The organism is Streptomyces sp. CNQ329 (assembly GCF_000482585.1).
Genome location: NZ_AXVU01000005.1, coordinates 216183 through 242247 on the forward strand (window position 1 = coordinate 216183; position 26065 = coordinate 242247).

The following is a 26065-nucleotide window of genomic DNA, read 5'->3' on the forward strand; positions in this document are numbered from 1 at the left end:
TTGGTCTTTCCGCATGGCTGCAACACGACGTCAGGTTCTCGCCCGTACCGGTGCGCTGGGTGCCGGCATCGCCTTCACCGGGAGCGTGTCCGAGCTCTACGCCGGCACCGCCGCCGCATACGCCCCGCACGACGCCGGCTACGGCCCGCTCGTCCCCGACCCCGACGGCATTCTGGACCTGCCCAAGGGATTCTCCTACCGGGTGCTCTCCCGGGAGGGGGATGAACTGCTCTCCGGCGAAGGCACCGTGCCCAGCAACCACGACGGCATGGCCGCCTTCCGCGCCCGCGGCGGCGACGTCCGTCTCGTCCGCAACCACGAGAACCGCCACAACGCCACCCACCGCGTCCCCGCCATCGACGGCCTGACCTACGACCCCATGGGCATGGGCGGCTGCACCGTGCTGGAGGTCGACCGGAGCGGCAAGCTGGAGGGCGAGCGCGTCGGCATCGCCGGCACCGCCGTCAACTGCGCCGGCGGGCCCAGCCCCTGGGGCACCTGGCTGACCTGTGAGGAGACCGAGGACAAGGCCGGCACGAACGGGTACACCAAGGACCACGGCTTCATCTTCGAGGTCGACCCCGCCGACCCGCACGACAGCGGCGCCGTCCCGCTCACCGCGATGGGCCGCTTCCAGCACGAGGCCGTCGCCTTCGACCCGTCCAACGGCGTCGTCTACGAGACCGAGGACGCCTTCGAGCACCCGTTCGGGCTCTTCTACCGCTTCCTGCCGAAGCGGCCCAAGGGCGGTCTCGGCTCCCTGCGCGCCGGAGGCGAACTGCAGGCCATGCGGGTGCCGGACGTACCCGACCTGTCGGTGGTCGAGGAGATCGGCACCACGTTCGACAACGTCGAGTGGATCGAGGTGCCCGACCCGCTGGCGGCCGAGACCCCGATCCGCCACCAGGACTTCGGCAGTGCCATGTCGCACGCGCAGAAGCTGGAGGGCTGCTACTGGGGCGGCGACTCGGTGTACTTCGTCTCCAGCTTCGCCAAGTCCTCCGAGGGCTCGGGCGGCGATCACTTCGGCCAGGTGTGGCGCTACACCCCGCGCACCAACGAGCTGAAGCTCGTCATCCGCTTCGGCCCGGACCACGGCGTGGACACCCCCGGCGAGTCCCCGGACAACATCGCCCTGTCGCCCTCCGGCGGCCTGTTCCTCTGCGAGGACGGCGGCGGCGAGCAGCACGTGTACGGCGTCTCGCGGCGCGGCGAGGTCTTCGCGGTGGCGCGCAACCGGCAGAACACGGGCAGCGCGGAGGAGCCGGAGTTCGGCGAGTTCGCCGGTGTCACGTTCTCGCCGAACGGCCGGACGATGTACGTGAACTGCTACGCGCCCGGCACCACGTTCGCCATCACCGGCCCCTGGCGGTAGCCGCCCGGCCCGCAGGACCGCACGCAACGGCACGGCGCCCGGCGCCGGCCCGGTGGAGGACCGGTTCCGACCGTGTCCGCCGCCCGGGCCGGCGCCGCGGCGTGTCGTACCCCGTTCACCCGGGCGCTCGCTCCGGCGCGCGCGCCCCCCACGAGCGCTCGTACGCTCCCCGCATGATCGACTTCCGGCGCCCGCGCCCGGCCCGCGCGGCCCTCGTCGCGCTGCTCGCCCTCTTCCTCCCGGCGTGCGCCGGCCCGTCCGCGCCCCCGGCACCGGTCGACGCGCCCGACGCACGCGGACACGGCGAAGGCCGGGCGGCGTACGGCTCGGCGCGACCGCTGAAGGAGGCGCAGGGCGGGACGCGGCGCGGGACGGGGGGACAGGCGGGCGGGGAGGCCAAGGCGCGTCGCGCGGGTCTCACGCCGGTGTGGCGGCACGGCGGGCGTGGGGACGAAGGCGGCAAGCGCGTCGCGCTCACTTTCGACGCCGACATGATGGCCGGGCAGCACGAGCGGGCCGATGCCGGCGAGCGGTTCGACAACCCCGGGCTCATCGCCGCGCTCCGGGAGCTGAAGGTGCCCGCGACCGTCTTCATGACCGGCACCTGGGCCGCCCGCTACCCCGGCCAGGCCCGCGCCATCGGCCGCGACCCCCTGTTCGAGGTGGCCAACCACTCCTACAGCCATCGCGCCTTCGACACCCCCTGCTACGGCCTGCCCGAGGTCGAGCCGGGCACCATGCGCGCGGAGGTCGAGCGCACCTTCGCCGAGCTGCGCCGCGCGGGCGTGCCCGCGCCCGTCCCGTACTTCCGCTTCCCCGGCGGCTGTTACGACGACGCGGCGCTGCGCGCCCTCGCTCCGACAGGCGTGACCGCCGTGCAGTGGGACGTCTCCAGCGGCGACGCCTTCGCCTCCGACCCGGGCGCGGTGGCCCGGGAGGTACTGACGCGCGTGCGGCCGGGGTCGGTGGTCGTCCTGCACGTCACGCGCAGCGCGGCGCCGGTCACGGAGCAGGCCGTACGCGAGATCGTGCCGGAGCTGCGCCGGCGCGGGTACGGCTTCGCCAGGGTCTCCGAGCTGATGGCGCAGCGCTGACGGCACCCGGCTGCCGGCGCCCGGCCGACGGCGGCCGACGCGGTCACCCGGCGGGCGCCCCCGGGCCGGTCTCGCTCGGCCGCACCACGACGAAGCCCTCGCCGTCCAGCCGGAGCTGCATGACCTCGCCGGAGCCGCCGCGGATCATCGACCCGAAGCTCTGCGAGCGGTGCAGCCCCGTCTGGAGCTGGGTGCTCCAGCCGACGACGGCGTCGGTGTCGACGAAGACCGGGTAGCCGGGCGAGACGGGGATGACGATCGGGTTGCCGTCACAGACCACGCCCAGCCGGCCCTGGCCGGTGAACACGCTGTTGAACAGCCCGCCGCCCGCCATCCCGGCGCCCTTGACCACCTTGATGTCGTACGACAGCGTCGTGTCGAAGCACAGCACGTTGCGCCCGTTGAGGGTGAGGCTGTCGTTCGGCTGGTCGAAGTCCAGGATGAAGCAGTTGGCCGCGCTGAGCGCGAACCAGCACTCACCCTGCCCTTTCACCGACATGAGCGCCAGGCCCTCGCCGGTGACCGCCCGCTTGAGGAACTGCCCCGCCCCCTGCCCCTTCTTCTCGAACTGCAGGTTGCCCCGGTAGGCGATCATCGCGCCCTGCCGCGCCAGGCACTCGCCGTTGACGGCGTACTTGATCGACTTGGTGTTCTGCAGAGTCATGCCGGCCTGCGTCGCGGGCTCGGCCATGTTTTCCTTCGCGAACAAATCACTGCGCATAGGCGCATGATCCGCCGGAATCCCTCCCTCCGCCAAGCAGGCTGCGCCCCTGGCACACTTGATCGTGTGACCAGCGCCGAAACCAGCTCCTTCCCGCACGAGGCGGTGAGCCGCGACGACCTGCCGCAGTTCGTCCTCCCCCTCGTCGTACGCATCGAACGCGACAGCCCTCCGGCGCGCACCGACGCGCTCCAGACGGCGGCGCGCGCGGTGCTGATCCTGCTGGCGGACGAGCGCGCCACGGACGAAGGCCCGTGGGCACGGGCGGTACGGGACTGGCAGGACGCCCGGATCCGCAAGGTGGTCCGGCGCGCCCGGGGCGCGGAGTGGCGCCGGGCGGAGGCGCTGCCGGGAATCACGGTGACGTCGGCGGCGAACGGATCCGCGGCGGCGGGCACGGGGAGCGGGCCCCGGGAGCACGGCCCCGCCGAGGTGCGGGTCTTCCCGCCCGTACCGCTCGACGGCTGGCCCAGGGACCTCGCGCGGCTGCAGGTCTCCGGCACCGACCTGGACGACCCCGGACCGCCTCCGCCGCCCCCGGCCGGGATCCCGGTGCTGTGGCTGGCACCCGGCCTCGGGATGACGGCGGGCAAGGCCATGGCCCAGGCCGGCCACGGCGCCCAACTCGCCTGGTGGGAGCTGTCCGACGCGGACCGCGCGGCCTGGCGCGCCGCCGGTTTCCCTCTCGCCGTCCGTACCCCGGCCCCGGAGCGCTGGGCGGAGCTGGTCGCGAGCGGGCTGCCGGTGGTCAGGGACGCCGGTTACACGGAGATCGCCGCCGGCAGTTGCACGGTCGTCGCCGACCACCCGGCGCTGCGTACCGGCTGACCGCCCGGCCGCGGGGCACGCGCGCGCACGACGCACACGGCGGCACCGCCCGGCACCCCGGTCCGCGGATCCGCGCCGCCGGGGCGCTCAGCCGCCGTCGCTCACCCGCGCGTCCTCCGCGACCGCCCCCGCCGCCTTGCGCGCCGCGACCAGCACCGGGTCCCACACCGGGGAGAACGGCGGCGCGTACCCCAGGTCCAGGGCCGTCATCTGCTCCACCGTCATCCCCGCCGTCAGCGCCACCGCCGCGATGTCCACCCGCTTGCCCGCGCCCTCGCGGCCGACGATCTGCACGCCCAGCAGCCGCCCCGAGCGCCGCTCCGCGAGCATCTTCACGTGCATCGACGCGGCCCGCGGGTAGTAGCCGGCGCGGCTGGTCGACCGGATGGTGACCGTCACGTACTGCAGGCCCACCTCGCGCGCCTGGGCCTCCAGCAGGCCCGTACGGGCGATCTCCAGGTCGCACACCTTGCTGACGGCCGTGCCGACCACGCCGGGGAAGGTGCCGAAGCCGCCGCCGACGTTACGGCCGATGACCTGCCCGTGCTTGTTGGCGTGCGTGCCCAGCGGGATGTACCGCTCGCGGCCCGACACCAGGTCGAGCACCTCGACGCAGTCGCCGCCCGCCCACACGTTCTCCTGTCCCCGCACCCGCATCGCCAGGTCCGTCAGCAGCCCGCCGGACTCGCCCAGTGGCAGCCCCGCGTCCCGGGCGAGCCCGGTCTCCGGGCGCACCCCGAGGCCGAGCACGACGACGTCCGCCGGGTACTCGCCGTTCGTCGTGGCCACCCCGCGCACCTCCCCGTCCGTGCCGGTGAGGATCTCGGTGACCTCCGTGTCCGTGACGGTCGTGATCCCGCTGCCGTTCATCGCCTCCTGCACCAGCGCGCCCATGTCGGGATCGAGGGTGTTCATGGGCCGGGCGGCGCGCTCCAGCACGGTGACATGGACGCCGCGGTGGCAGAACGCCTCCGCCATCTCCACCCCGATGTACCCGGCGCCGACCACGACCGCGTGCCGCACCTGCCGCTTCTCCAGCCGGTCCAGCAGCTCCTGACCGTCGTCCAGGCTCTGCACGCCGTGCACCCCGGGGGCGTCGATGCCGGGCAGCGGCGGGCGCAGCGGGCGGGCGCCGGTGGCGATCACCAGGTGGTCGAAGCCGTGCCAGCGCTCCTGTGCGCCGCCCTCCTCGTCGAGGGCCCGGGTGCGTACGCACTGCCGGTCGAGGTCGATCTCGGTGACCTCGGTGTGCATCCGCAGATCGATGCCGCGCCGCCGGTGCTCCTCCGGGGTACGGGCGACGAGCTGGTCCCTCTCCGCGACCTCGCCGCCGACCCAGTACGGAATGCCGCAGGCGGAGTACGACGTGAAGCCGCCGCGCTCGAACGCGGTGATCTCCAGCTCGTCCGGCGACCGCATCCGGCGCGCCTGCGACGCCGCGGACATGCCCGCCGCATCGCCGCCGATGACCACCATCCGCTGCTTGGCCCCCATGACGCTCCCTTTCGTCGCCGTGAAGGACACGCTACGTCTGGTTACTCCGGCTCGCCGCCCTGGGGTGTCGGCTGCCCGGGAAACGGACCGGGCGGCGCAACGACCTGCCGGCGCGGCAGCCGGCCGCGCAGCCACCGCCAGGCCAGCACGAGCAGGGCGAGGAGCGCGGCGAAGGGCAGCGACGCAAAGACCGCGATCAGCACCCCGCGCAGGACTGTCACGAAGGCGTCCCACCCGCCGGCCAGCGCGTCGGTGACGCCGGTGCCGTCGTCCTCGTCCGGCGGCGGCGCGGCGGCGGGCCGGCGCAGTTCCAGGGTGATCGTGCCGAGCGTGGTGCGCTCCTCCAGTGCGGACTGCCGGGCGAGGAGTGCTTCCAGGTCGGCCTGGCGGCTGCCGAGTTCGCCCTCCAGAGTGACCACGTCAGCGAGTTTCGTGGCGTCGTCCATCAGGTCCCTGATGCGGGCGACGCTCGCCCGCTGGGACCGTACCCGGCTGTCGACGTCCACGACCTCGTCGGTGACGTCCTCGACCTTCACCTCGCGGTCGACGACCCGGCCCAGGTCGGTGAGGTCGCCGAGGACGGCGTCGTACTGCTCCGCGGGCACCCGCAGCGTGAGCCGGGCGCGTGCGGGGGCACCGGGCTCCTTGCCGGTCGACTCGTCGCCGACGTAGCCGCCGGCGTCCTCGGCGAGCGCGCGGGCGGAGTCGGCGGCGCCGTCGAGGTCCTTGGTCCGTACGGTGATCTCCGCGGTCCGTACGAGTGCCCGGGGCGCGAGCGTGACGCGGTCGGCGGCGGTGGCGCCCCCGCGCGGTGCGGGCGAGGCGGCGGAGTCACCCGCACCGCCGCCGCCTTCGCGCGGTGCCGCCGCCTTCGCCTCGTCCCGGGCGGCGCCCGCGTCGGCGGAGTCCGCGTCGCCGCCGGAGCAGCCGCCGACGGCGAGTGCGGCCCCCAGCAGCGCGGCGGCGAGCGCGGGTCTGGTCCTCCTGCGTGCGTGCATCGTCGAACCCCCCAGGGTGTCGGGTGTGTACTGCTTCGACGGGACGGCGGGGACGGACGTTCGGACCGCCGGGTCCCGGAAGGGTCACGATCGGACTACGCGGCGGGCGCGGCGCCGCGGCGCCGGTGCGGTGCGGGCGAGGGCGGGAGCGGATGCGGTGGCGCCCGGCAGGCCCGTTCGCGCTCGCCTCCGGGGCGGTGGCCCGGCGGCGGTGCGCGTTGTCCACAGGCTCGTACGGACGTGTCGGCGGCGTCTGAGACAGTGGCTCTCATGAGCAGCGCACAGCCCTCGGAACCCGGGCCGCCCAGGGTCGTCGTCATCGGCGGCGGCATCGCCGGACTCGCCGCCGCGCACCGGCTGCTGGCCGGCGGCGCGCGGGTCACGGTGCTGGAGGCCGGCACCCGCGTCGGCGGCAAGCTGCACGCGGGCGAGCTGGCGGGCCTGCCGGCCGACCTCGGCGCGGAGGCGCTGCTGGCCCGCCGCCCGGAGGCGGTCAGCCTCGCGCGCGCGGTGGGGCTCGGCGACGTTCTGCAGCCTGTCGCCACGGCCGGCGCGGCGGTGTGGACCAGGGGACGGCTGCGCCCGCTGCCCGGCGGCCAGGTGATGGGCGTTCCCGGCGACCTGGACCGGCTGGCGGCGGCGGAGGTGCTGTCGCCGGAGGGCCTGGCGCGGGTCGCCCGCGAGGCGGAGCTGCCGCCGGCGGAGCCGGGCGAGGACGTGGCGATCGGCGCGTTCGTCGCGGAGCGGCTGGGCGCGGAGGTCACGGACCGGCTGGTGGAGCCCCTGCTGGGCGGGGTGTACGCGGGCGACGCGTACCGGCTGTCGATGCGCGCGGCGGTGCCGCAGTTGTTCGCGGCACTGCGCGAGGAGCGCACGCTGCTGGGCGCGGCGCGGGCGGTGCAGTCCCGCGGAGCCGCCGCTCCTGCCGCGGGCGCGGCGCAGCCGCCGGTGTTCATGGGCATCGAGGGCGGCATCGGCCGGCTGCCGTCGGCGGTGGCGGAGGCCGTACGGGCGGCGGGCGGCGAGATCGTCCTCGGGACGCAGGCCACGGCGCTGGAGCGGGGGCAGGGCTCCCCCGGTCCCGGCCCCTCCCGAAACCCGGAGCACCCCGGTGCCCTCGCCGGCGGCGGTGCGGCGGAGCGCCCGCGGGCCGCCGGCACGGCCCCGCCCGGCCACCCCGGCCCGCCCGGAGCAGCCCCTACGTGGGACCGCCCCGCCCGCTGGCGGGTCCTCGCGGGGGGCCGCTCCTACGACGCCGACGCCGTCGTGCTCGCCGTGCCCGCGGCGGCCGCCGCGCGGCTGGTGCGGGGGCACGCGCCGCGGGCCGCCGCGGAGTTCGACGGTGTGCGGTACGCCTCCATGGCGCTGATCACCCTCGCCCTCCCCCGCGGGGAGGCCGAGGCGCAGTTGCCGGCCGGGACCGGCTTCCTCGTCCCGCCGGTCGACGGGCGGACGATCAAGGCGTCGACGTTCTCCTCCGCCAAGTGGCGCTGGGCCGGTGACGACGACCTCTTCCTGCTGCGCACCTCCGTCGGCCGCATCGACGACGAGAAGACCCTCGAACGGGACGACGCCGACCTCGTGGCCGCCTCTCTCGACGACCTCCGCGCCGCCACCGGGCTCACCGCCGGCCCCGTCGCGAGCCGCGTCAGCCGCTGGCGGGGCGGGCTGCCGCAGTACGAGGTCGGGCACGACGCGCGCGTGGCGCGGATCCGGGACGCGCTGCCCGCCGGGATCGCGGTGTGCGGCGCGCTGTACGACGGCGTGGGCGTCCCGGCATGCGTGGCGAGCGCGCACCGGGCCGCCGACGAGCTGCTGGGGCGCCCTGGGACAATGGCCGCATGAGTGACGCAACCCCTCCGGCGGCTCCCTCGCCCGCGGCTTCGGCCCGCTCCGCCAACGCCGGCAAGAAGGCCAAGGACCTCAACGAGGTCATCCGTTACACCCTCTGGTCCGTCTTCCGCCTCCGCGACACCCTCCCCGAGGACCGCGCCGGCTTCGCGGACGAGGTCACCGAGCTGTTCGACCAGCTCGCCGCGAAGGATGTCGTCGTGCGCGGCACGTACGACGTCTCGGGGCTGCGCGCCGACGCCGACGTCATGATCTGGTGGCACGCGGAGAGTTCGGACGCGTTGCAGGAGGCGTACAACCTCTTCCGCCGCACCCGCCTCGGCCGCGCTCTCGCCCCGGTCTGGTCGAACATGGCGCTGCACCGCCCCGCCGAGTTCAACAAGTCGCACATCCCGGCGTTCCTGGCGGACGAGACCCCGCGCGCGTACGTGAGCGTGTACCCCTTCGTCCGTTCCTACGACTGGTACCTGCTGCCGGACGAGGACCGCCGCCGCATGCTCGCCGACCACGGCAAGATGGCCCGCGGCTTCCCCGACGTACGGGCCAACACGGTGCCCGCGTTCTCCCTCGGCGACTACGAGTGGATCCTTGCCTTCGAGGCGGACGAACTGCACCGCATCGTGGACCTGATGCGTCATCTGCGCGGGTCCGAGGCGCGGCTGCACGTGCGCGAGGAGGTGCCGTTCTACACCGGCCGCCGCAAGCCCGTCGCGGAGCTGGTGGCCTCCCTGGCCTGACACCCGTCGCCCGCGCCAGGGCGCCTCGCGCCCCCGCCTGCGCGTGTGCCCGCCGCACCCGGAGGGCCGCCGCCGTGACCACTGCGGCGGCTCAGCCGGCCGCCGGGCCGCCCGTCCCCGGCGCCGCGGAGCGCTCCCCGCCGCGCTCCGCCTTCGGCTCCGGGCGCGGCGCACAGGTCACGTCGCCCGGCCTGCGGCCGGTCAGCAGATACCTGTCGACGTGCCGGTTGACGCAGGCGTTGTGGGCACCGGCGAGCCCGTGCGACCCGGCGTCCTTCTCGGTCACCAGGTCCGCGGACCCGCCCAGCCGCCGCGCGAGTTCCCGCGCCCCCTCGTACGGCGTGGCCGCGTCCCGCTCGGCGGCGAGGAGGAGCACCGGCGGCAGGGCACCGGCGTCGGTGCGGAGGTCGAGGGGTTGCCGCCGCGGTTCGGCCCAGAACGCGCACGGCAGGTTCATCCAGGCGTTCTCCCAGGTCTCGAACGGCGCCACGCGCGCGAGCCGGCTGTTGTCGCGGTCCCAGGTCTCCCAGTCGGTGGGCCAGGGCGCGTCGTTGCACTCGACGGCGGTGTAGACGGCGTTGGCGTTCTCCTGGACGACGCTGTCCGAGGGATCGTCGGCGGCGTACTCCACCAGCGTCGCGGGCCTGCCGTCCAGATAGTCGGCGAGCGCGGTGGCGGCCTGCGCCCAGTACCCGTCGGCGTACGCCGCCCGCAGGTAGGCCGCCTGCAACTGGGCGGTGCCGACCCGCCCGCCGGCCGGCTCCTTCTCGATCATGCTGCGCGCCCGCTTGTACGCCGCAGCCACCTGCCACCGGCTGCGGCCGAGGTGGTAGACGTCGTCGTGCCTGGCGACCCACCGCTGCCAGTCGGTCCAGCGCTCCTCGAACGCGGCGGACTGGCGCAGGTTGTTGCCGTACCAGATCTGCCGCGGATCGGGGTCGACCGGGCTGTCCAGGACCATGCGGCGTACGCGGTCGGGATAGAGCGCGGCGTACAGGCTGCCGAAGTACGTGCCGTAGGAGGCGCCGAGGAAGGTGAGTCTGCGCTCGCCGAGCGCGGCGCGCAGCACCTCCAGGTCGCGGGCGTTGTTCAGGGACGAGTAGTGCCGCAGGCCCGCGGTCCCGGCGCAGCCGTCGGCGTACGCGCGTGCCTTCTCGACCCGGGCGCGCTTCTCGCGCTCCGAGGGGTGCTCGGAAGTGTGCGACGGTGCCTTCGTGAACTCGCCGGGGTCCTGGCAGGACAGCGCGCCGGAGCCCTGGACGCCGCGCGGGGCGTAGCCGGTGAAGTCGTACGCCTCGGCCAGCTTCCGCCACTGCGGGGAGCGGCTCAGCAGCGGGAAATACGTGCCGGAGGCCCCGGGGCCGCCGGGGTTGAAGACCAGCTTGCCCTGCCGCGCGGCTCGGGGGCCGGTGGCACCGGCGTGGCTGACGGTGAGCTTGAGCTGCCGGCCGCGGGGGCGCGCGTAGTCCAGCGGGACGGTGACCGTGCCGCACCTGATGGGCGGCGGCAGCGCCTCCGCCGCCGGGCAGGGCCCGAAGTGGACGCCGGCCTCGGCGGCGCGGGCGGCGGCGACGGCGACCCCGCGGGCCGCGGGGCCGTCGGCCGCGCGGGACACGGGGACGGCGCTGCCCGTCCGGGCGGCGTCGGCGGCGGGGGCCGCGGCCAGGCCGGTGAGAGCGAGCGAACCGAGGATTCCGTACAGCACTGCTGCTCTCACGAAGGGCCCTTCCGGTGCGGCGCAAGGCGTGACGAAGCGGCCGCACGCGGCTGGCGCGACGCTGGGAGAATTGAGGGTAAAAGCGATGATTCTCGGCCGAGTTACTGATGTAAAGGAACCCGCCCGGGGTGTCGCGGCGCGGTCCGCGCCTACCGCGCGAGGGCGGCGCGCATCTGCGGGTCGGGCAGCGCGGCGGGCCCGCGCACGGCGAGTCCGGTCAGCGGCGAGTCCGCCTCGTCGAGGGTGGCGAGCAGCCCGCGGCCGTCGGGCGTGGCCCAGCGGGTGTACTCGCCCACCTCCAGCCGGGCTATCGCCAGACAGCCGCAGACCAGGATCAGCGGCAGGACGAACCACCCGGCGATCGGCTCCTGCGCCGGCGCCCGCAGGGCCAGCGCGGCGATCCCGGCGCCGAGCACCACCACCCCCGCGACCCGGACGTGCCGCACCGCGCCACGCACGGCGGAGCGGATCGGCGCGGGCACCGCGAGCCCCGCCGCGGCGAGGCCGTTGTCCAGGTCGCGCAGCGCGTCCGCGGCGCACGCGGCGGCGCGGATGGCCGGAATCGTGCTCTGCCCGCCGGGCCCGGCGGCGGCGATCACGGCGCGTTCGACGGCATCGCGTCCCCCGGGTTCCACGACGGTCGCCCAGCCGGTGTGCGCGAGCAGCAGCCGCCGCTCCCGCGCCAGCGACACCAGGGTGACGTCGACGACCCGTCGCGGCCCGCCGGCGAGGAAGGCGGCTTCGTACAGGGCCAGCTCACGCGCTCCGCGGACCCGCGCCGGCTCGGGCTCGGGCTGTGCCGCGGCGACGGAACCGACAAGGACCAGGCGCCCGCACGTCAGCAGCGCGGCCGCCCAGGCGACGAGCGCGAAGCATACCCACATGGCGGTGTTCTACGCGATGGGGGCACGGGGCGCCAGACCTGTCTTTCCGAACGCGGCCGTGATAGCGGGGTGTTGCGGGTTCGGGCACGGCGTCGGGCCGCGCGGGCGGTGCTCCGGTCCGCGGGGGGCGTCAGCGGGCCGAGGACTCGTGCACGTACTCCGCGAGCCGCGTCAGCGCGTCGGGATCCGTGGTCGGGAGCACGCCGTGGCCGAGGTTGAACACGTGCCCCTCCAGCCCGGCCGCCGTCTCCAGCACCTCGCCGGCCTTGGCCTCCATCGCCGCGCGGGGCGCGAACAGCACCGCCGGGTCGAGGTTGCCCTGCAGCGCCTTGCCGGGACCGACGCGGCGCGCCGCCTCGTCCAGCGGCACCCGCCAGTCGACGCCGACGACGTCGGCGCCCGCCTCGCCCATCGCGGTCAGCAGCTCGCCGGTACCGACGCCGAAGTGGATGCGCGGCACCCCGTATCCGGCGACCGCCGCGAAGACCTCCGCCGACGCGGGCAGCACCGCGCGCCGGTAGTCGGCGGGTGCCAGCGCACCCGCCCAGGAGTCGAAGAGCTGCACGGCGGAGGCGCCGGCCTCGATCTGCACCTTCAGGAACGACGCCGTGATGCCCGCGAGCCGTCCGATCAGCTCGGCCCACAGCTCGGGCGCGCCGTACATCATCGCCTTGGTGTGCTCGTGGTTGCGGGACGGGCCGCCCTCGACCAGGTAACTGGCCAGCGTGAAGGGCGCCCCGGCGAAGCCGATCAGGGGCGTCGCGCCCAGCTCGGCGGTCAGCCGGCCCACGGCCTCGGTCACGTACGGCACGTCGTCGGGCTCCAGCGGGCGGAGCTGCGCGAGGTCCGCGCGGCTGCGGATCGGCTGCGCGACGACCGGGCCGACGCCCGGCTTGATGTCGAGGTCGACGCCGATGGCCTTGAGCGGCACGACGATGTCGCTGAAGAGAACCGCGGCGTCCACGCCGTGCCGCCGTACGGGCTGGAGCGTGATCTCGGTGACGAGGTCGGGCCGCCGGCACGAGTCGAGCATGCCGATGCCCTCGCGCAGCCGCCGGTACTCGGGCAGCGAGCGGCCCGCCTGACGCATGAACCACACGGGCGTGTGCGGCACGGGCTCACGCCGGCACGCGCGCAGGAACGCGGAGTCGGCGGCCGGTCCCGCAGGGGCGGCAGCCGCGGGTGCGGCACCGGCGACGGACGTGGCGGAGGGGCGGGGGGCGCTGTCGGCACTCACCCCTGCATCTTCGCACGTGCGGGGGAGTCGAGATCCGGCCACCCGGGTGTCCCGCAGCGCTTCTCCGCGTCGGGCCCCCTAGTCTTCCGGGCATGGTTGCGGCTCCTGGACATCTCGTCGACGAACCCGATGGCCCCCCGGAAGGCCGGCCGGGGGGCGGAGCCCTGCCGCCCCCGTTCCGGCGGGCCGTCGAGGCGCTCGACTCCGCCGAGGTGCGCCCGGGGGTGACGCTGCGGGCGACGCGCGCGCCGCGGGGCATCGCCCCCTTCGCGTACGCCCTGGAGGCGGAGGTCGAGGAGGGCGCGGCCGAGGACGTCGAGCCCGCCGACGGCCGGCTGGTGCTGCTGCACGACCCGGACGGACAGGACACCTGGCGCGGCACGTTCCGCTTCGTCACGCTGCTGCGCGCGGAACTGGAGCCGGAGATGGCCGCGGACCCGCTGCTGCCGGAGGTGTGCTGGTCCTGGCTGACCGGCGCGCTGGACACCCGCGGCGTCGGCTACGGCGAGCCCAGCGGCACCGTCACGCGCGCGTCCTCGCACCACTTCGGCGGGCTGGCGGAGCGGGGCACCACGACGAAGATCGAGATCCGGGCGTCCTGGACGCCGCGGCCGTCGCGCGCGGCCGGGGACGACGCCCCGGACGCGGCGGCGCATCTGGCGGCGTGGGTGGACATGCTGTGCCAGTGCGCGGGCCTGCCGCCGGCCGCCGCGCCACCGGCGGCGACGGAGCCGGACTCCGCGCCGATCGTGCCGCTGCCGCAGCGCCGCGGCTCGCGCCGGCGCTGACCGTGCACAGTCGATCGCCCATCCGAATTGTCCGTTTTTCCCTCACTAATTCGTGATCATTGCCTAAAGCCTCTCCGGGCTCCTGCCGAAGACGTGAGAGACCTTCCGTACGCGACACGGAACGTCCCGGCTCTCCCAGCCGGCCCCGTCCCCGCACACCGTCTGGAGGGACTTGGTGTCTGTTCTCCTGGAGCAACCCACAGGCCTGGTCGCCTACCGCCCCAACAAGCCGACGGCGATGGTCGTCGTGGCGGACCCCCGCGTACGCTCCACCGTCACCCGCCACCTGTGGGCACTGGGCGTGCGCGACGTGATCGAGGCGTCGTCCATCGCCGAGGCCCGCCCCCGGATCGCCAACCCCCGCGACATCTGCGTCGCCGACGTCCACCTTCCCGACGGCTCCGGTCTCACGCTGCTCTCCGAGGCGCGCTCCGCGGGCTGGCCCAACGGCCTCGCGCTCTCCGCCGCCGACGACATCGGCGCCGTACGCAACGCCCTCGCGGGCGGCGTCCGCGGCTACGTGGTCACCGGCACCCGCACCAGCATGGGCCTGCCGACCCGCCCCAACGCCGCGCACATCGGCGCCGCCGCCGGCCGGCTGCACCACCGCCGCCCGCCGGGCTCCCCCGGCGCCGGCGGCAACTCCGGCCCGCCCGGACACCCCGGCGGTTACCGCGAGCTGTCCGGCCGCGAGGTCGAGGTGCTGCGGCTGGTGGCGGAGGGCCAGTCGAACAAGGCCATCGGCGTCTCGATGGGGCTGTCCGCGCTGACCGTCAAGAGCCACCTCGCCCGCATCGCGCGCAAGCTCGGCACGGGCGACCGCGCCGGCATGGTGGCGGTGGCGCTGCGCACCGGCATCATCCACTGAGCGGGCCCGGTGACGGGCTCTCTCCCGGCAGTCGCGCGGCGCCCGTAGACGTAACGTTCCGTCGACGGGCGCTGTCGTGCACGACTCACAGATACCCTTGACACGTGACCGACGCCCAAGAGACCGCAGCAGAGGACAGACTCCCCGCGCCCGGAGCACCGACTTCCGGATCGGCGCCGGTCCCCCTTCTCGAACCCCGCGAGGGCATTCCGCCCGTCACCGCCGACGCCGAGGCGCTGGCCGGGGTCGTCCGCGCGTTCGCCGCGGGCCGCGGCCCGGTGGCCATCGACGCGGAGCGCGCCAGCGGCTACCGCTACGGCCAGCGGGCGTACCTCGTGCAGTTGCGCCGGGAGGGCGCGGGCACGGCGCTGATCGACCCCGTGGCCTGCCCGGACCTCTCCGGTCTCGCGGCGGCGATCGGCGACGCGGAGTGGGTTCTGCACGCCGCCACCCAGGATCTGCCGTGCCTCGCCGAGATAGGCATGCACCCGGGCCTGCTGTTCGACACGGAGCTGGCGGGCCGGCTGGCGGGCTTCCCCCGGGTCGGTCTCGGCGCGATGGTCGAGAACGTCCTCGGGTACGCGCTGGAGAAGGGCCACTCCGCCGTCGACTGGTCCACCCGGCCGCTGCCCGAGCCCTGGCTGCGCTACGCCGCGCTCGACGTCGAACTGCTCGTGGACCTGCGGGACGCGCTGGTCGGGGAGCTGACCGCGCAGGGGAAGCTGCGGTGGGCGGAGGAGGAGTTCGCCGCGATCGCCGCGGCGCCGCCGCCGGAGCCGCGCCGGGACCCCTGGCGGCGCACCTCGGGCATGCACAAGGTGCGGCGCCGGCGTCAGCTCGGCACCGTACGGGAGCTGTGGACGGCCCGGGACCGCATCGCGCAGCGGCGCGACATCTCGCCGGGCAAGGTGCTCGCGGACACCGCCATCGTGGAGGCGGCGCTCGCGATGCCGACGTCCACGCGGGCGCTGGCCGCGCTGCCCGGCTTCGGGCACCGCATGGGCCGGCGGCAGTTGGAGCAGTGGCTCGCCGCGGTGGAGCGCGTCCGCGAGATGCCGGAGTCCGAGCTGCCGCAGCCGGGGCTGCCGCTGAACGGCCCGCCGCCGCCGCGCTCGTGGGCGGACAAGGACCCGGCCGCCGCGGCACGGCTGTCGGCGGCGCGCGCGGCGGTGACGGCGCGCGCGGAGGAGCTGGGCCTGCCGCAGGAGAACCTGATCGCACCGGACACGGTGCGCCGGGTCTGCTGGGAGCCGCCGAAGGACCCCACCGAGGAGTCGGTGGCGGCGGCGCTGACCCGCCTGGGCGCCCGCCCCTGGCAGATCGAACAGGTCACCGCCCTCCTGACGGCGGCGGTCCGGGACTGACCGCACCCCCGGCCGCCCGGGGGGGGGCGGCGTGGTGTGGGGCACACCTTCCGGCAGGCCCCTGGGCACCTCTCGTTACCGACGAGTAGCATGGGCCGGAGCGGCGCCGCCTCCGGCGGGGCCTGCACCACGAGAACCCGCACCCCCTCCGGAGGAGAGCCCGTGCCTCGTACCGCAAGGGACGTCGTCTTCGTCGACGGCGTCCGGACCCCGTTCGGCAAGGCGGGCCCGAAGGGCATCTACCACGAGACCCGCGCCGACGACCTCGTCGTCAAGTGCATCCGCGAGCTGCTGCGCCGCAACCCCGCCCTCGACCCCGCCGCCGTCGACGACGTCGCCGTCGCCGCCACCACCCAGATCGGCGACCAGGGCCTGACCATCGGCCGCACCGCCGGCATCCTCGCCGGGCTGCCGTCGACGGTGCCCGGGTACTCCATCGACCGGATGTGCGCCGGCGCCATGACCGCCGTGACGACGACCGCCGCCTCCACCGCCTTCGGCGCGTACGACATCGCCGTCGCCGGCGGCGTCGAGCACATGGGCCGGCACCCGATGGGCGAGGCCGTGGACCCCCACCCGCGGTTCGTCGCCGAGAAGCTCGTCGACGAGTCCGCGCTCTTCATGGGCATGACCGCGGAGAACCTGCACGACCGCTTCCCGCACCTGACGAAGGCCCGCGCCGACGAGTACGCCGTGCACTCGCAGGAGAAGGCCGCCAAGGCGTACGCGAACGGGCGGATCCAGGCCGACCTGGTGCCCATCGCGGTGCGCCGCACCACCGCATCGGACAGCGGCGCCGCCGCGGGGCCGGCGGGCGAGACCGGCTGGGGCCTGGCGACCCGGGACGAGCCGATGCGCCCCGGCACGACGCTGGCGAACCTCGCGACGCTGAAGACCCCCTTCCGCGCCCACGGCCGGGTCACCGCCGGCAACGCCGCGGGGCTCAACGACGGCGCCACCGCCTCCCTCATCGCCGCCGAGGACGTGGCGCGCGAGGCCGGGCTGCCGGTGAAGATGCGCCTCGTGTCGTTCGCCTTCGCGGGGGTGGAGCCCGAGGTGATGGGCATCGGTCCCGTCCCGTCCACCGAGAAGGCGCTCGCCAAGGCGGGCCTCGGCATCGCCGACATCGGCCTCTTCGAGATCAACGAGGCGTTCGCCGTGCAGGTGCTGGCGTTCCTCGACCACTTCGGCATCGCCGACGACGACCCCCGCGTCAACCAGTACGGCGGCGCCATCGCCTTCGGGCACCCGCTGGCCTCCTCCGGCGTGCGGCTGATGACGCAGCTCGCGCGGCAGTTCGAGGAGCAGCCGCAGGTGCGTTACGGCATCACCACCATGTGCGTCGGCTTCGGCATGGGCGGCACGGTCATCTGGGAGAACCCGCACTTCGAGGGGGCAGGCAAGTGAGCGGCAGCACCGTGGAACTTCTCAAGGGCGCGGCCGAGCGCTTCCCCGACGAGGTCGTCACCCAGGCGCACGTGCGCCACCTCGACCTGCCCGCCGGCGCGGGCCGGTTCGCGCTGATCACCCTGGACAACGGCTTCGACCACACCAAGCCGACCACCTTCGGCCCGCAGTCGCTCGCGAACCTCGACGCCGCACTCGACCAGGTCGAGAAGGAGGCGGCGGAGGGCGAGATCACCGGCGTCGGCATCACCGGCAAGCCGTTCATCTTCGCCGTCGGCGCCGACCTCAAGGGCGTCGAGGTGCTCCGCCACCGCGACGAGGCGCTGGCCGTCGGGCGCGGCGGGCACGAGGTGTTCAAGCGGCTGTCCGACCTCGCGGTGCCCACGTTCGCGTACTACAACGGGGCCGCGATGGGCGGCGGTGTCGAGGTCGGCCTGCACTGCACGTACCGCACCGTCTCCCGCGCCGTGCCCGCCTTCTCGCTCCCCGAGGTCTTCCTCGGGCTGGTCCCGGGCTGGGGCGGCTGCACGCTGCTGCCGAACCTGATCGGCGCGGACCGCGCGGTCACCGTCGTGATCGAGAACAGCCTCAACCAGAACCGGCAGCTCAAGGGCAAGCAGGTCTACGACCTGGGCATCGCGGACGCGATCTTCGACGGCGCCGACTTCCTGGAGCAGTCCCTCGCCTGGACCGCCGCCGTCCTCGGCGGCGAGCTGGAGGTCGTGCGTCCGGAAATCGACCGCGGCGAGTCCTGGGACGCCGCCGTCGAGCGCGGCCGGGCCGTGGCCGACGACAAGGTGCACGGCGCCGCCCCCGCGGCGTACCGCGCGCTGGACATCATTGCCGCGGCGAAGAACGGCGACCTGCGGCGGGGCTTCGAGGCCGAGGACGAGGCGCTGGCCGACCTGATCATGGGCGGCGAGCTGCGGGCCGGGATCTACGCCTTCAACCTCGTGCAGCGGCGCGCCAAGCGGCCTGCCGGGGCCCCGGACAAGAGCCTCGCCCGGCCCGTCACGAAGGTCGGCGTCGTCGGGGCCGGACTGATGGCCTCGCAGCTCGCGCTGCTGTTCGTCCGCCGGCTCGAAGTCCCGGTCGTGCTCACGGACATCGACCAGGAGCGCGTCGACAAGGGCGTGGGCTGGGTCCACGAGCAGATCGACATGCTGCTGCTGAAGGGCAGGGTGAACCAGGACGCGGCCAACCGGCTCAAGGCGCTGGTCACCGGGTCGCTGGACAAGGCCGCGGCCTTCGCCGACGCCGACTTCGTCATCGAGGCGGTCTTCGAGGAACTCTCCCTCAAGCAGCGGATCTTCGGCGAGCTGGAGGAGGTCGTCCCGGCGGAGGCGATCCTCGCGACGAACACCTCGTCCCTGTCGGTGACGGAGATGGCGGCCGGGCTCAAGCACCCCGAGCGAGTCGTGGGCTTCCACTTCTTCAACCCGGTGGCGATCCTGCCGCTGCTGGAGATCGTGCGGGCCGAGCACACCGACGACGCCTCGCTGGCCACGGCGTTCGCCGTCGCCAAGAAGCTGAAGAAGTCGGCCGTCCTGGTCAAGGACGCCCCGGCGTTCGTCGTCAACCGCATCCTGACCCGCTTCATGGGCGAGGTGCTGGGCGCCGTGGACGACGGCACGCCGGTGGAGGTCGCGGACCGGGCGCTGGCGCCGCTGGGGCTGCCGATGTCGCCGATCGTGCTGCTGGATCTGGTCGGCCCCGCGGTCGCCCACCACGTCTCGGGCACCCTCGCGGCGGCGTTCCCGGACCGCTTCGCGCAGTCGGAGAACCTGGGCCGGGTCGTGGACGCGGGCAAGCGGAACCTGTACCTCCATGACTCCGGGAAGCCGGAGCTGGACCCGGAGGTGGCGGCGCTGTTCCAGGTCGGCGACACGGTGCTGACGGAGGAGCAGGTACGTGACCGGGCCCTGGACGCCATCGCGCAGGAGGTCCGGCTCATGCTGGACGAGGGCGTCGTGGCCGAGGCGCAGGACATCGACCTGTGCCTGATCACCGGCGCGGGCTGGCCGTTCCACCTGGGCGGCATCACGCCCTACCTGGACCGGGCGGGCGTCAGCGAGCGCGTGACGGGCCGCCGCTTCCTGCCGCCGGGCGTGGCGAGCGTCCCGGAGTAGCGGTGCGTCGCCCGTGCCCCGGCCGCCGCCGCGAGGATCCGGCGGCCGGGGCACGGGCGTGCCGTACGGGCGTGGGAGGCTGGGCGGCATGGACGCACCGCTCCCCCTGCTCGTCGTGGACGCCGCCAACGTCGTCGGGTCGGTGCCCGACGGCTGGTGGCGCGATCGCCACGGGGCGGCCGAGCGGCTGCGCGACGGCCTCGTGCCGTACGCCTCCTCGGGTGTCGCGGCACTGCCGGGACCGGTCGAGGTGGTCCTCGTGGTGGAGGGCGCGGCCCGCGGGGTGACGGCGGTGCCGGGAGTACGCATCGTGGCGGCGGACGGCAGCGGGGACGACCGGATCGTGGCGGTCGTCGCGGAGGCCGTCGAGCGGGATCAGGGGCGGCAGGTCCTGGTCGTCACGGCGGACCGGGAGCTGCGCGAACGGGTCCACCGCCACGGCGCGGCCACGGCGGGCCCGCGCACGGTGCGGCCCTAGCCTCGTAGCCCGGCGGGGCGGAGCAGAGTCGCGCACCGGTACCTCGTACGTCTGCCGGACCGGGCGGCCGGCTCTCGTGCTCCGGGAGGCGGCGCCGAGCACCGCCCACCCGATGCTTCGCACGCCGGCGGGACCGAGCCCCGCGGCTCGCAGCCCGCGGGGGCCGCGGATGCCGGGTACCGCGCATGGCCGCAGTCGTCCGGCGGGCGCCCCGCCTCCGCGGCGGCCCGCTCATCGTCCGCCGCGGTTGCGCCACGCCGCGTAGCCCGCGGACGGCAGCAGCACGGCGAGCACGCCGACGACCCCGCCCACCAGCGTGCCGGACGCACCCCGCAGCCCCTCCCCCGCCGCGTCCGTGTCGACCGCCTCGTAGACCCGCCGCTCCTCCCCGACCCCGGATCCGGGAACGGCGAAGGGGCGGCCCGCCGGGCGGGCCGCCCCTTCGTCCGCCGTACGCCGGGCTCAGTCCCTGGCGACCTCGGACACCGTGCCGTTCGGTGTCCCCTGGGCGGGCATGTCCTCGTGCACGCGGCGGTCGAGGCGGGCGACCAGTCCGGTGACCTGGCGGGCGATGTCCGGGGCCGTCAGGCCGATGTCCGCGAGCACCTCCTTGCGGGAGGCGTGGTCGAGGAAGCGCTCCGGGATGCCGAAGTCACGCAGCGGGATGTCGACTCCCGCGTCGCGCAGCGCCTGCGCGACCGCGGATCCGACGCCGCCGGTGCGGATGTTGTCCTCGACGGTGACGACCACGCGGTGCCGTGCCGCGAGCGGCGGCAGCGCCTCGTCGACCGGCTTGACCCAGCGCGGGTCGACGACCGTCGTGGTGATGCCCTGCTTGTCGAGCAGTCCGGCGACCTCCAGGCACATCGGGGCCAGCGCGCCGACGGAGACCAGCAGCACGTCGGGGTGCTCCGCGCCCTCGGTGCCGGCCGGCTCGTGGAGTACGTCCATGCCGCCGATCCGGCCGGCCGCGGGGACCGCGGGGCCGACGGCGCCCTTGGAGTAGCGCACGACGGTCGGCGCGTCGTCGACGGCGACGGCCTCGCGCAACTGGGCGCGCACCTGGTCGGCGTCGCGCGGTGCGGCGATGCGCAGCCCCGGGACGACCTGGAGGATCGACATGTCCCACATGCCGTTGTGGGACGGGCCGTCGCTGCCGGTGACGCCGGCCCGGTCCAGGACGAACGTCACGCCGCAGCGGTGCAGCGCGACGTCCATCAGCACCTGGTCGAACGCTCTGTTGAGGAACGTGGCGTAGACGGCGAAGACCGGATGCAGCCCGCCGGTGGCCAGGCCGGCGGCGGAGACCGCCGCGTGCTGCTCGGCGATGCCCACGTCGTAGACCCGGTCGGGGAAGGCCTCGGCGAACTTCTGCAGGCCCACGGGGCGCATCATCGCGGCCGTGATCCCCACGACGTCGTCGCGCTCGTGGCCGATCCGGACCATCTCGTCGGCGAAGACGGACGTCCAGTCGGCACCGCCGGCGGCCACCGGCAGCCCGGTGTCCGGGTGGATGACGCCGACCTGGTGGAACTGGTCGGCCTCGTCCTGGCGGGCGGGCAGGTAGCCGCGGCCCTTCTCGGTCAGGCAGTGCACGATCACGGGCCCGCCGAAGCGCCGGGCGCGCTGCAGCGCCGACTCGACGGCGGCGATGTCGTGTCCGTCGATGGGGCCGACGTACTTCAGCCCCAGGTCCTCGAACATGCCCTGCGGCGCGATGAAGTCCTTCAGGCCCTTCTTGGCGCCGTGCAGGGTCTCGTACAGCGGCTTGCCGACCACGGGCGTACGGTCCAGCAACTCCTTGCCGCGGGCGAGGAAGCGTTCGTAGCCGTCGGTGGTGCGCAAGGTGGCCAGGTGGTCGGCGAGGCCGCCGATGGTGGGCGCGTACGAGCGCTCGTTGTCGTTCACGACGATGACGAGGGGGCGGTCCTTGGCGGCGGCGATGTTGTTCAGCGCCTCCCAGGCCATGCCGCCGGTCAGCGCCCCGTCACCGATGACCGCGACGACGGCGGCGTCCCGGCCGCGCACCTCGTTGGCCTTCGCCAGGCCGTCGGCCCAGCCGAGGACCGTGGAGGCGTGGCTGTTCTCGATGACGTCGTGCTCGGACTCGGCGCGCGACGGATAGCCGGACAGGCCGCCCTTCTTCTTCAGCTTGCCGAAGTCCTGGCGGCCGGTGAGCAGCTTGTGCACGTACGACTGGTGGCCGGTGTCCCACAGCACCCGGTCGCGCGGGGATTCGAAGACCCGGTGCAGCGCGATACTCAGCTCCACCACGCCGAGGTTCGGGCCGAGATGGCCGCCGGTGCGGGCGACCGATTCCACGAGGAAGGTACGGATCTCCGCCGCCAGCCGCTGGAGCTGCTCGGGACCGAGCCGGTCCAGATCGCGGGGTCCTTCGATACGGGCCAGCAGTGCCACCCGTGCCTCCTTGCTGTCGCAGCCTGCCTTCGGGCCGTACGGCCCGGGCCCTGCCGCCCACGCGGACGCGCCGGGCCCGAAGCGTCCGGTCGAGTCTAATGTTCCCGATGTCCGGTCGCTGATCCGACAGTGCGATGTATGCCACAGGTCTGCAACAGCTACGCCCCCGTGCCGGCACTCGGCACGGGGGCGTGGCGGTGGCGGGCGAACGGCCGTCAGGCGCGTCCGGCCGTCTTCTGGGTGCGGCGGGAGACGGAGTCGATGACGACGGCCGCCAGCAGCACCGAGCCGGTGATCATGTACTGCACCGGCGCGTCGATGCCCTTGAGCGCCAGACCCGACTGGATGGACATGATGACCAGCACGCCGAGCAGCGCGGACCAACTGCTGCCCCGGCCGCCGTAGAGGCTGGTACCGCCGATGACGGCCGCCGCGATGGCGTTCATCAGCAGCGTGCCGCCGCCCGCGCCCTGGTTGGCCGCGGCGATGGTGGAGGCCATGAAGAGGCCGCCGACCGCCGCGAGCGTGCCGGAGACGGAGAAGACCGCGATCCGCATCAGGTCGACGTTGATGCCCGCCCGGCGGCTGGCCTCGACGCTGCCGCCGAGGGCGAAGATCCGCCGGCCGAAGCCGGTGCGGCGCAGCACGAAGTCAGCGCCGACGACCACGGCGAGGAAGATGAGCAGCGCCAGCGGCAGGCCCTTGTACTGGTTCAGCACGTAGGCCGGGACGAACGCGAGCACGGCCAGGACGGCCGTACGCATGATGATCTCGCTGAGCGGTCGCGACGGCACCCCGGCCGCCTCGCGCCGCTTCGCCCCGAAGTACGCGGCGGCGAAGTAGCCGCCGACGGAGACCGCCGCGAGCCCGTAGGCGGCGGCGACGTCGGTGAAGTAGTACGTGGTGAGCTTGGCGACCACACCGTCGGAGTCGAGGTTGATGGTGCCGGTGCTGCCGAGGATGTAGAGCATCAGGCCCTGCCAGCCGAGCAGGCCGGCGAGGGTCACGACGAGCGGCGGGACGCCGATCCGGGCGAAGAAGAAGCCGTGGAAGGCGCCGGTCGCGGTGCCGACCAGGACGGCGAGGATGATGGCCGGGACTTCCGGCATCCCCTCCTGGACCGCCAGCACGGCGAACACCGCGCCGGCGAGGCCGCTGACCGATCCGATCGACAGGTCGATCTCGCCGAGCAGCAGGACGAAGATGATGCCGACGGCTATCAGTCCGGGTCCGGCGATGTCGATGGAGATGTTCGACAGGTTCTGCGCGGAGAGGAAGGCGTCGTCCAGGGCCTGGAAGATCGCCATGATGAAGATCAGGCCGACGATGACCGGGACGGAGCCCAGCTCACCGCCGCGCATGCGGCGCTTGAACTCCGTCAGGTAGCCGGCGAAGCCCTGCTCGCGGACGAGCAGCCGGGGGTCGACGGCGGTGACGGCACCCTTCGCGACGCCCGGGGCGGGATCGGCGGGGGCGGTGGACTTCGCCAGGTCGGGCTTCGCGGTGCCGGACTCGGCGGTGCCGGATTCTTCCATCCGCTCGGTGCTCACTTCTCTGCCTCCGCACTGCTGCGCGCCGAGCGGCGCGTCACGGCGTTGTCCGTGGCGCCCGTGATGGCGGCGACTATCTCTTCCTGCGTCGTGCTCGCGACGTCGAAGACGCCGTTGTTACGGCCGAGGCGCAGCACGGCGACCCGGTCGGCGACGGCCCTGACGTCCTCCATGTTGTGGCTGATCAGCAGCACGGCGTGGTCGCGCTCGCGCAGCCGCTCGACGAGGTCGAGTACCTGGGCGGTCTGCTCGACACCGAGGGCGGCGGTGGGCTCGTCGAGGATGACGAGCTTGGGGTCGCCGAGGAGCGAGCGGGCGATGGCGACGGTCTGCCGCTGGCCGCCGGAGAGCGAGGCGGTGGGGATGCGGACGCTGGGGATGCGGATGGACAGGGTGGTGAGCAGCTCGCGGGAGCGGCGCTCCATCTCGACCTCGTCCAGGACGCCGACGGTGCGGATCTCCTGGCCGAGGAAGAGGTTGCCGACGACGTCGAGGTTGTCGCAGAGCGACAGGTCCTGGTAGACGGTCGCGATGCCCAGGTTCTGGGCGTCGTGCGGCTTGTGGATGCGAACGGGGCGGCCGCCCCACTCGATGGTGCCGTCGTCGATGGCGTGGACGCCGGCGACGGTCTTGACGAGAGTGGACTTTCCGGCGCCGTTGTCGCCGACGAGGGCGACCACTTCACCGGCGTGGACCTCGAGATCGACGTCGGTGAGTGCCTGGACGGCACCGAACCGCTTCGAGATCCCGCGCAACGCCAGCACGGGCGTAGCGGACACGTGAACCATCTCCTACAGGGGGATAGGCGTGGACAAGAGGAGGGCCCGGGTGCCCGGGGCCCCGCCGGCAGCGGGAGTTGAGTGGCGGGGCCCCGGGCACGCGGGTGGCTTCGGACGGCTCAGCGGGTCACTTCAGGCCGGCGTCCTTGCAGGCGGAGGCGAACTTGCCCGCGCAGATGTCCTCGATCGTCCACAGGCCGTCCTTGACGACCGTCTCCTTGATGTTGTCCTTGGTGAGCTCGATCGGGTCGATGAGCACGGAGGGCACGCCCTGCTCGGACTCGCTGTCGACGGTGCCGGTCGCGACCGAGTCGACCTTCTCGCCGCGGGCCAGCTTGACCGCCATCTCGGCGGCGGCGTCGGCCTCCGGCTTGTACGGCTTGTAAACGCTCATGTACTGCTCGCCGGTGACGATGCGCTGCACGGCCGCCAGCTCCGCGTCCTGGCCGGTGACCGGCGGCAGCGGGTCGAAGTCCGCGGCCTTCAGCGCGGTGATGGCGCCGCCCGCCATGCCGTCGTTGGCGGAGTAGACACCGATGATCTTGTCCTTGCCGACCGAGGAGATGGCGCCCTTCATGTCGGAGTTGGCGTTCTCCGCCTTCCACTCCTTGACGTCGTACTCCTTGCCGACGTTGACCTTGCCGTCGAGGACGGAGTGCGCGCCCTCCTTGAACATCGCGGCGTTCGGGTCGGTGACGGAGCCGTTGAGCATGATGACCTGGCCGTCCTTGGCCCCGTCGCCGAGCGCCTCCACCAGGGACTCGGCCTGGACCTGGCCGACCTTGTTGTTGTCGAAGGAGGTGTAACCGCTGATCGGACCCTCGGCCAGGCGGTCGTACGCGACGACGGGGATACCGGCCTCGTCGGCGGCCTTGACGCCCGAGGCGATCGACTTGTAGTCGACGGCGTCCAGGATCAGGGCGTCGACATCCTGGGTGATCATGGTGTCGACCTGCTGCTGCTGCGTGGTCGCGTCCTGCTTGGCGTTGTTGTAGATGATCTTGGTGCCGGGCGCCAGCTCCTCGATCTTCTTCTCGATCAGCGGCCGGTCGAAGTCTTCGTAGCGCGCGGTCTGGTCCTCCGGCAGGAGGAGACCTATCGTCAACGGCCCGTCGTTCTTCTTGTCCCCGCTACCGGAGTCGTTGTCGGCCTCATCGGCGCTGCCACAGGCCGCGATGCCGACGGTCATGGATACGGCGGCCAGTGCGACTGCCGCACGGCGCAGATAGGTGTGCACGGTCGAACCTCCCTGACGTGGCCGCGCCTTCGCGGCCGAGGTGTGAGGTAGTCAACTCGCCCGTAACCATGTCGTCAAGAAGTAAATGCTTAACGAGACGGATACGATCTC

Annotated in this window: 21 protein-coding genes; 11 read left to right on the forward strand and 10 right to left on the reverse strand. The window is 74.0% G+C overall.

What is annotated here, in order from left to right; all coding sequences use genetic code 11:
• Positions 1-13 precede the first annotated feature (13 nt).
• Both I003_RS0104940 and I003_RS0104945 read left to right on the forward strand, forming a co-directional pair.
• Positions 14-1375 (forward strand): alkaline phosphatase PhoX, encoded by a 1362-nt coding sequence (locus I003_RS0104940; RefSeq protein ID WP_027770496.1) that lies wholly within the window; start codon positions 14-16, stop codon positions 1373-1375.
• Between the two features lie 173 nt (positions 1376-1548).
• Positions 1549-2469, forward strand: a complete 921-nt coding sequence (locus I003_RS0104945) for a polysaccharide deacetylase family protein (RefSeq protein WP_027770497.1) — start codon at positions 1549-1551, stop codon at positions 2467-2469.
• Positions 2470-2512: 43 nt separating this feature from the next.
• Here I003_RS0104945 and I003_RS0104950 read toward each other — a convergent pair whose 3' ends face one another.
• Complete coding sequence (locus I003_RS0104950) at positions 2513-3190, reverse strand: AIM24 family protein (RefSeq protein WP_027770498.1); 678 nt, start codon at positions 3188-3190, stop codon at positions 2513-2515.
• A 6-nt stretch (positions 3191-3196) separates the two neighbouring features.
• Here I003_RS0104950 and I003_RS0104955 point away from each other — a divergent pair, with 6 nt between their 5' ends.
• Positions 3197-4018 (forward strand): peptidyl-tRNA hydrolase, encoded by an 822-nt coding sequence (locus I003_RS0104955; RefSeq protein WP_078563741.1) that lies wholly within the window; start codon positions 3197-3199, stop codon positions 4016-4018.
• Positions 4019-4105: 87 nt separating this feature from the next.
• Here I003_RS0104955 and I003_RS0104960 read toward each other — a convergent pair whose 3' ends face one another.
• Both I003_RS0104960 and I003_RS0104965 read right to left on the reverse strand, forming a co-directional pair.
• Positions 4106-5512 (reverse strand): FAD-dependent oxidoreductase, encoded by a 1407-nt coding sequence (locus tag I003_RS0104960; RefSeq protein ID WP_027770500.1) that lies wholly within the window; start codon positions 5510-5512, stop codon positions 4106-4108.
• Between the two features lie 41 nt (positions 5513-5553).
• Positions 5554-6510, reverse strand: coding sequence for a DUF4349 domain-containing protein (locus I003_RS0104965; RefSeq protein ID WP_027770501.1), 957 nt, complete (start codon positions 6508-6510; stop codon positions 5554-5556).
• A 270-nt stretch (positions 6511-6780) separates the two neighbouring features.
• Between I003_RS0104965 and hemG the strand changes: the two genes are divergently transcribed.
• Together hemG and hemQ are read left to right on the forward strand one after the other, a co-directional pair.
• Positions 6781-8355, forward strand: coding sequence for a protoporphyrinogen oxidase (gene hemG / locus I003_RS0104970; RefSeq protein ID WP_027770502.1), 1575 nt, complete (start codon positions 6781-6783; stop codon positions 8353-8355).
• Positions 8352-9098: a hydrogen peroxide-dependent heme synthase gene (gene hemQ, locus I003_RS0104975; protein ID WP_027770503.1), complete on the forward strand. Its 747-nt coding sequence runs from the start codon at positions 8352-8354 to the stop codon at positions 9096-9098. The genes hemG and hemQ overlap by 4 nt, the downstream gene beginning before the upstream one ends.
• Before the next feature lie 91 nt (positions 9099-9189).
• Here the strand turns inward: hemQ and I003_RS0104980 are convergent, their stop codons facing one another.
• The 3 genes from I003_RS0104980 to hemE all read right to left on the reverse strand — a co-directional run bounded on the left by I003_RS0104980 (position 9190) and on the right by hemE (position 12837).
• The gene (locus I003_RS0104980; protein WP_037720070.1) at positions 9190-10815 is read right to left on the reverse strand and encodes an alpha/beta hydrolase; all 1626 of its coding nucleotides are present in this window, start codon (positions 10813-10815) and stop codon (positions 9190-9192) included.
• 149 nt (positions 10816-10964) lie between these two features.
• Complete coding sequence (locus I003_RS0104985) at positions 10965-11699, reverse strand: TIGR04222 domain-containing membrane protein (RefSeq protein WP_027770505.1); 735 nt, start codon at positions 11697-11699, stop codon at positions 10965-10967.
• A gap of 130 nt (positions 11700-11829) precedes the next feature.
• Complete coding sequence (gene hemE / locus I003_RS0104990; protein WP_486584096.1) at positions 11830-12837, reverse strand: uroporphyrinogen decarboxylase; 1008 nt, start codon at positions 12835-12837, stop codon at positions 11830-11832.
• A 191-nt stretch (positions 12838-13028) separates the two neighbouring features.
• Here hemE and I003_RS0104995 point away from each other — a divergent pair, with 191 nt between their 5' ends.
• The 6 genes from I003_RS0104995 (at position 13029) to I003_RS0105020 (ending at position 19970) form a co-directional block, all read left to right on the forward strand.
• Complete coding sequence (locus I003_RS0104995) at positions 13029-13724, forward strand: DUF3000 domain-containing protein (protein ID WP_037720072.1); 696 nt, start codon at positions 13029-13031, stop codon at positions 13722-13724.
• A gap of 175 nt (positions 13725-13899) precedes the next feature.
• A complete protein-coding gene (locus I003_RS0105000) occupies positions 13900-14592 on the forward strand; it encodes a response regulator transcription factor (RefSeq protein ID WP_027770508.1) in 693 nt (230 codons plus the stop codon).
• Between the two features lie 104 nt (positions 14593-14696).
• Positions 14697-15956, forward strand: coding sequence for an HRDC domain-containing protein (locus I003_RS0105005; RefSeq protein WP_027770509.1), 1260 nt, complete (start codon positions 14697-14699; stop codon positions 15954-15956).
• A 162-nt stretch (positions 15957-16118) separates the two neighbouring features.
• Positions 16119-17363, forward strand: a complete 1245-nt coding sequence (locus I003_RS0105010; protein ID WP_027770510.1) for an acetyl-CoA C-acyltransferase — start codon at positions 16119-16121, stop codon at positions 17361-17363.
• The gene (locus I003_RS0105015; protein WP_027770511.1) at positions 17360-19492 is read left to right on the forward strand and encodes a 3-hydroxyacyl-CoA dehydrogenase NAD-binding domain-containing protein; all 2133 of its coding nucleotides are present in this window, start codon (positions 17360-17362) and stop codon (positions 19490-19492) included. Before I003_RS0105010 ends, I003_RS0105015 begins: the two co-directional genes overlap by 4 nt.
• A gap of 88 nt (positions 19493-19580) precedes the next feature.
• Positions 19581-19970, forward strand: a complete 390-nt coding sequence (locus I003_RS0105020; RefSeq protein WP_027770512.1) for a hypothetical protein — start codon at positions 19581-19583, stop codon at positions 19968-19970.
• Between the two features lie 462 nt (positions 19971-20432).
• On the opposite strand, the gene dxs is transcribed toward I003_RS0105020, so the two are convergent.
• The 4 genes from dxs to I003_RS0105045 all read right to left on the reverse strand — a co-directional run bounded on the left by dxs (position 20433) and on the right by I003_RS0105045 (position 25954).
• Positions 20433-22388, reverse strand: coding sequence for a 1-deoxy-D-xylulose-5-phosphate synthase (dxs, locus tag I003_RS0105030; RefSeq protein ID WP_027770513.1), 1956 nt, complete (start codon positions 22386-22388; stop codon positions 20433-20435).
• A gap of 215 nt (positions 22389-22603) precedes the next feature.
• Entirely contained in the window at positions 22604-23923 is a 1320-nt protein-coding gene (locus tag I003_RS0105035; protein ID WP_027770514.1) for an ABC transporter permease subunit, read from the reverse strand.
• 11 nt (positions 23924-23934) lie between these two features.
• The gene (locus I003_RS0105040; RefSeq protein ID WP_027770515.1) at positions 23935-24726 is read right to left on the reverse strand and encodes an ATP-binding cassette domain-containing protein; all 792 of its coding nucleotides are present in this window, start codon (positions 24724-24726) and stop codon (positions 23935-23937) included.
• A gap of 118 nt (positions 24727-24844) precedes the next feature.
• On the reverse strand, positions 24845-25954 hold the full coding sequence (locus I003_RS0105045; protein ID WP_027770516.1) for an ABC transporter substrate-binding protein: 1110 nt from the start codon (positions 25952-25954) through the stop codon (positions 24845-24847).
• Between the last annotated feature and the right edge of the window lie 111 nt (positions 25955-26065).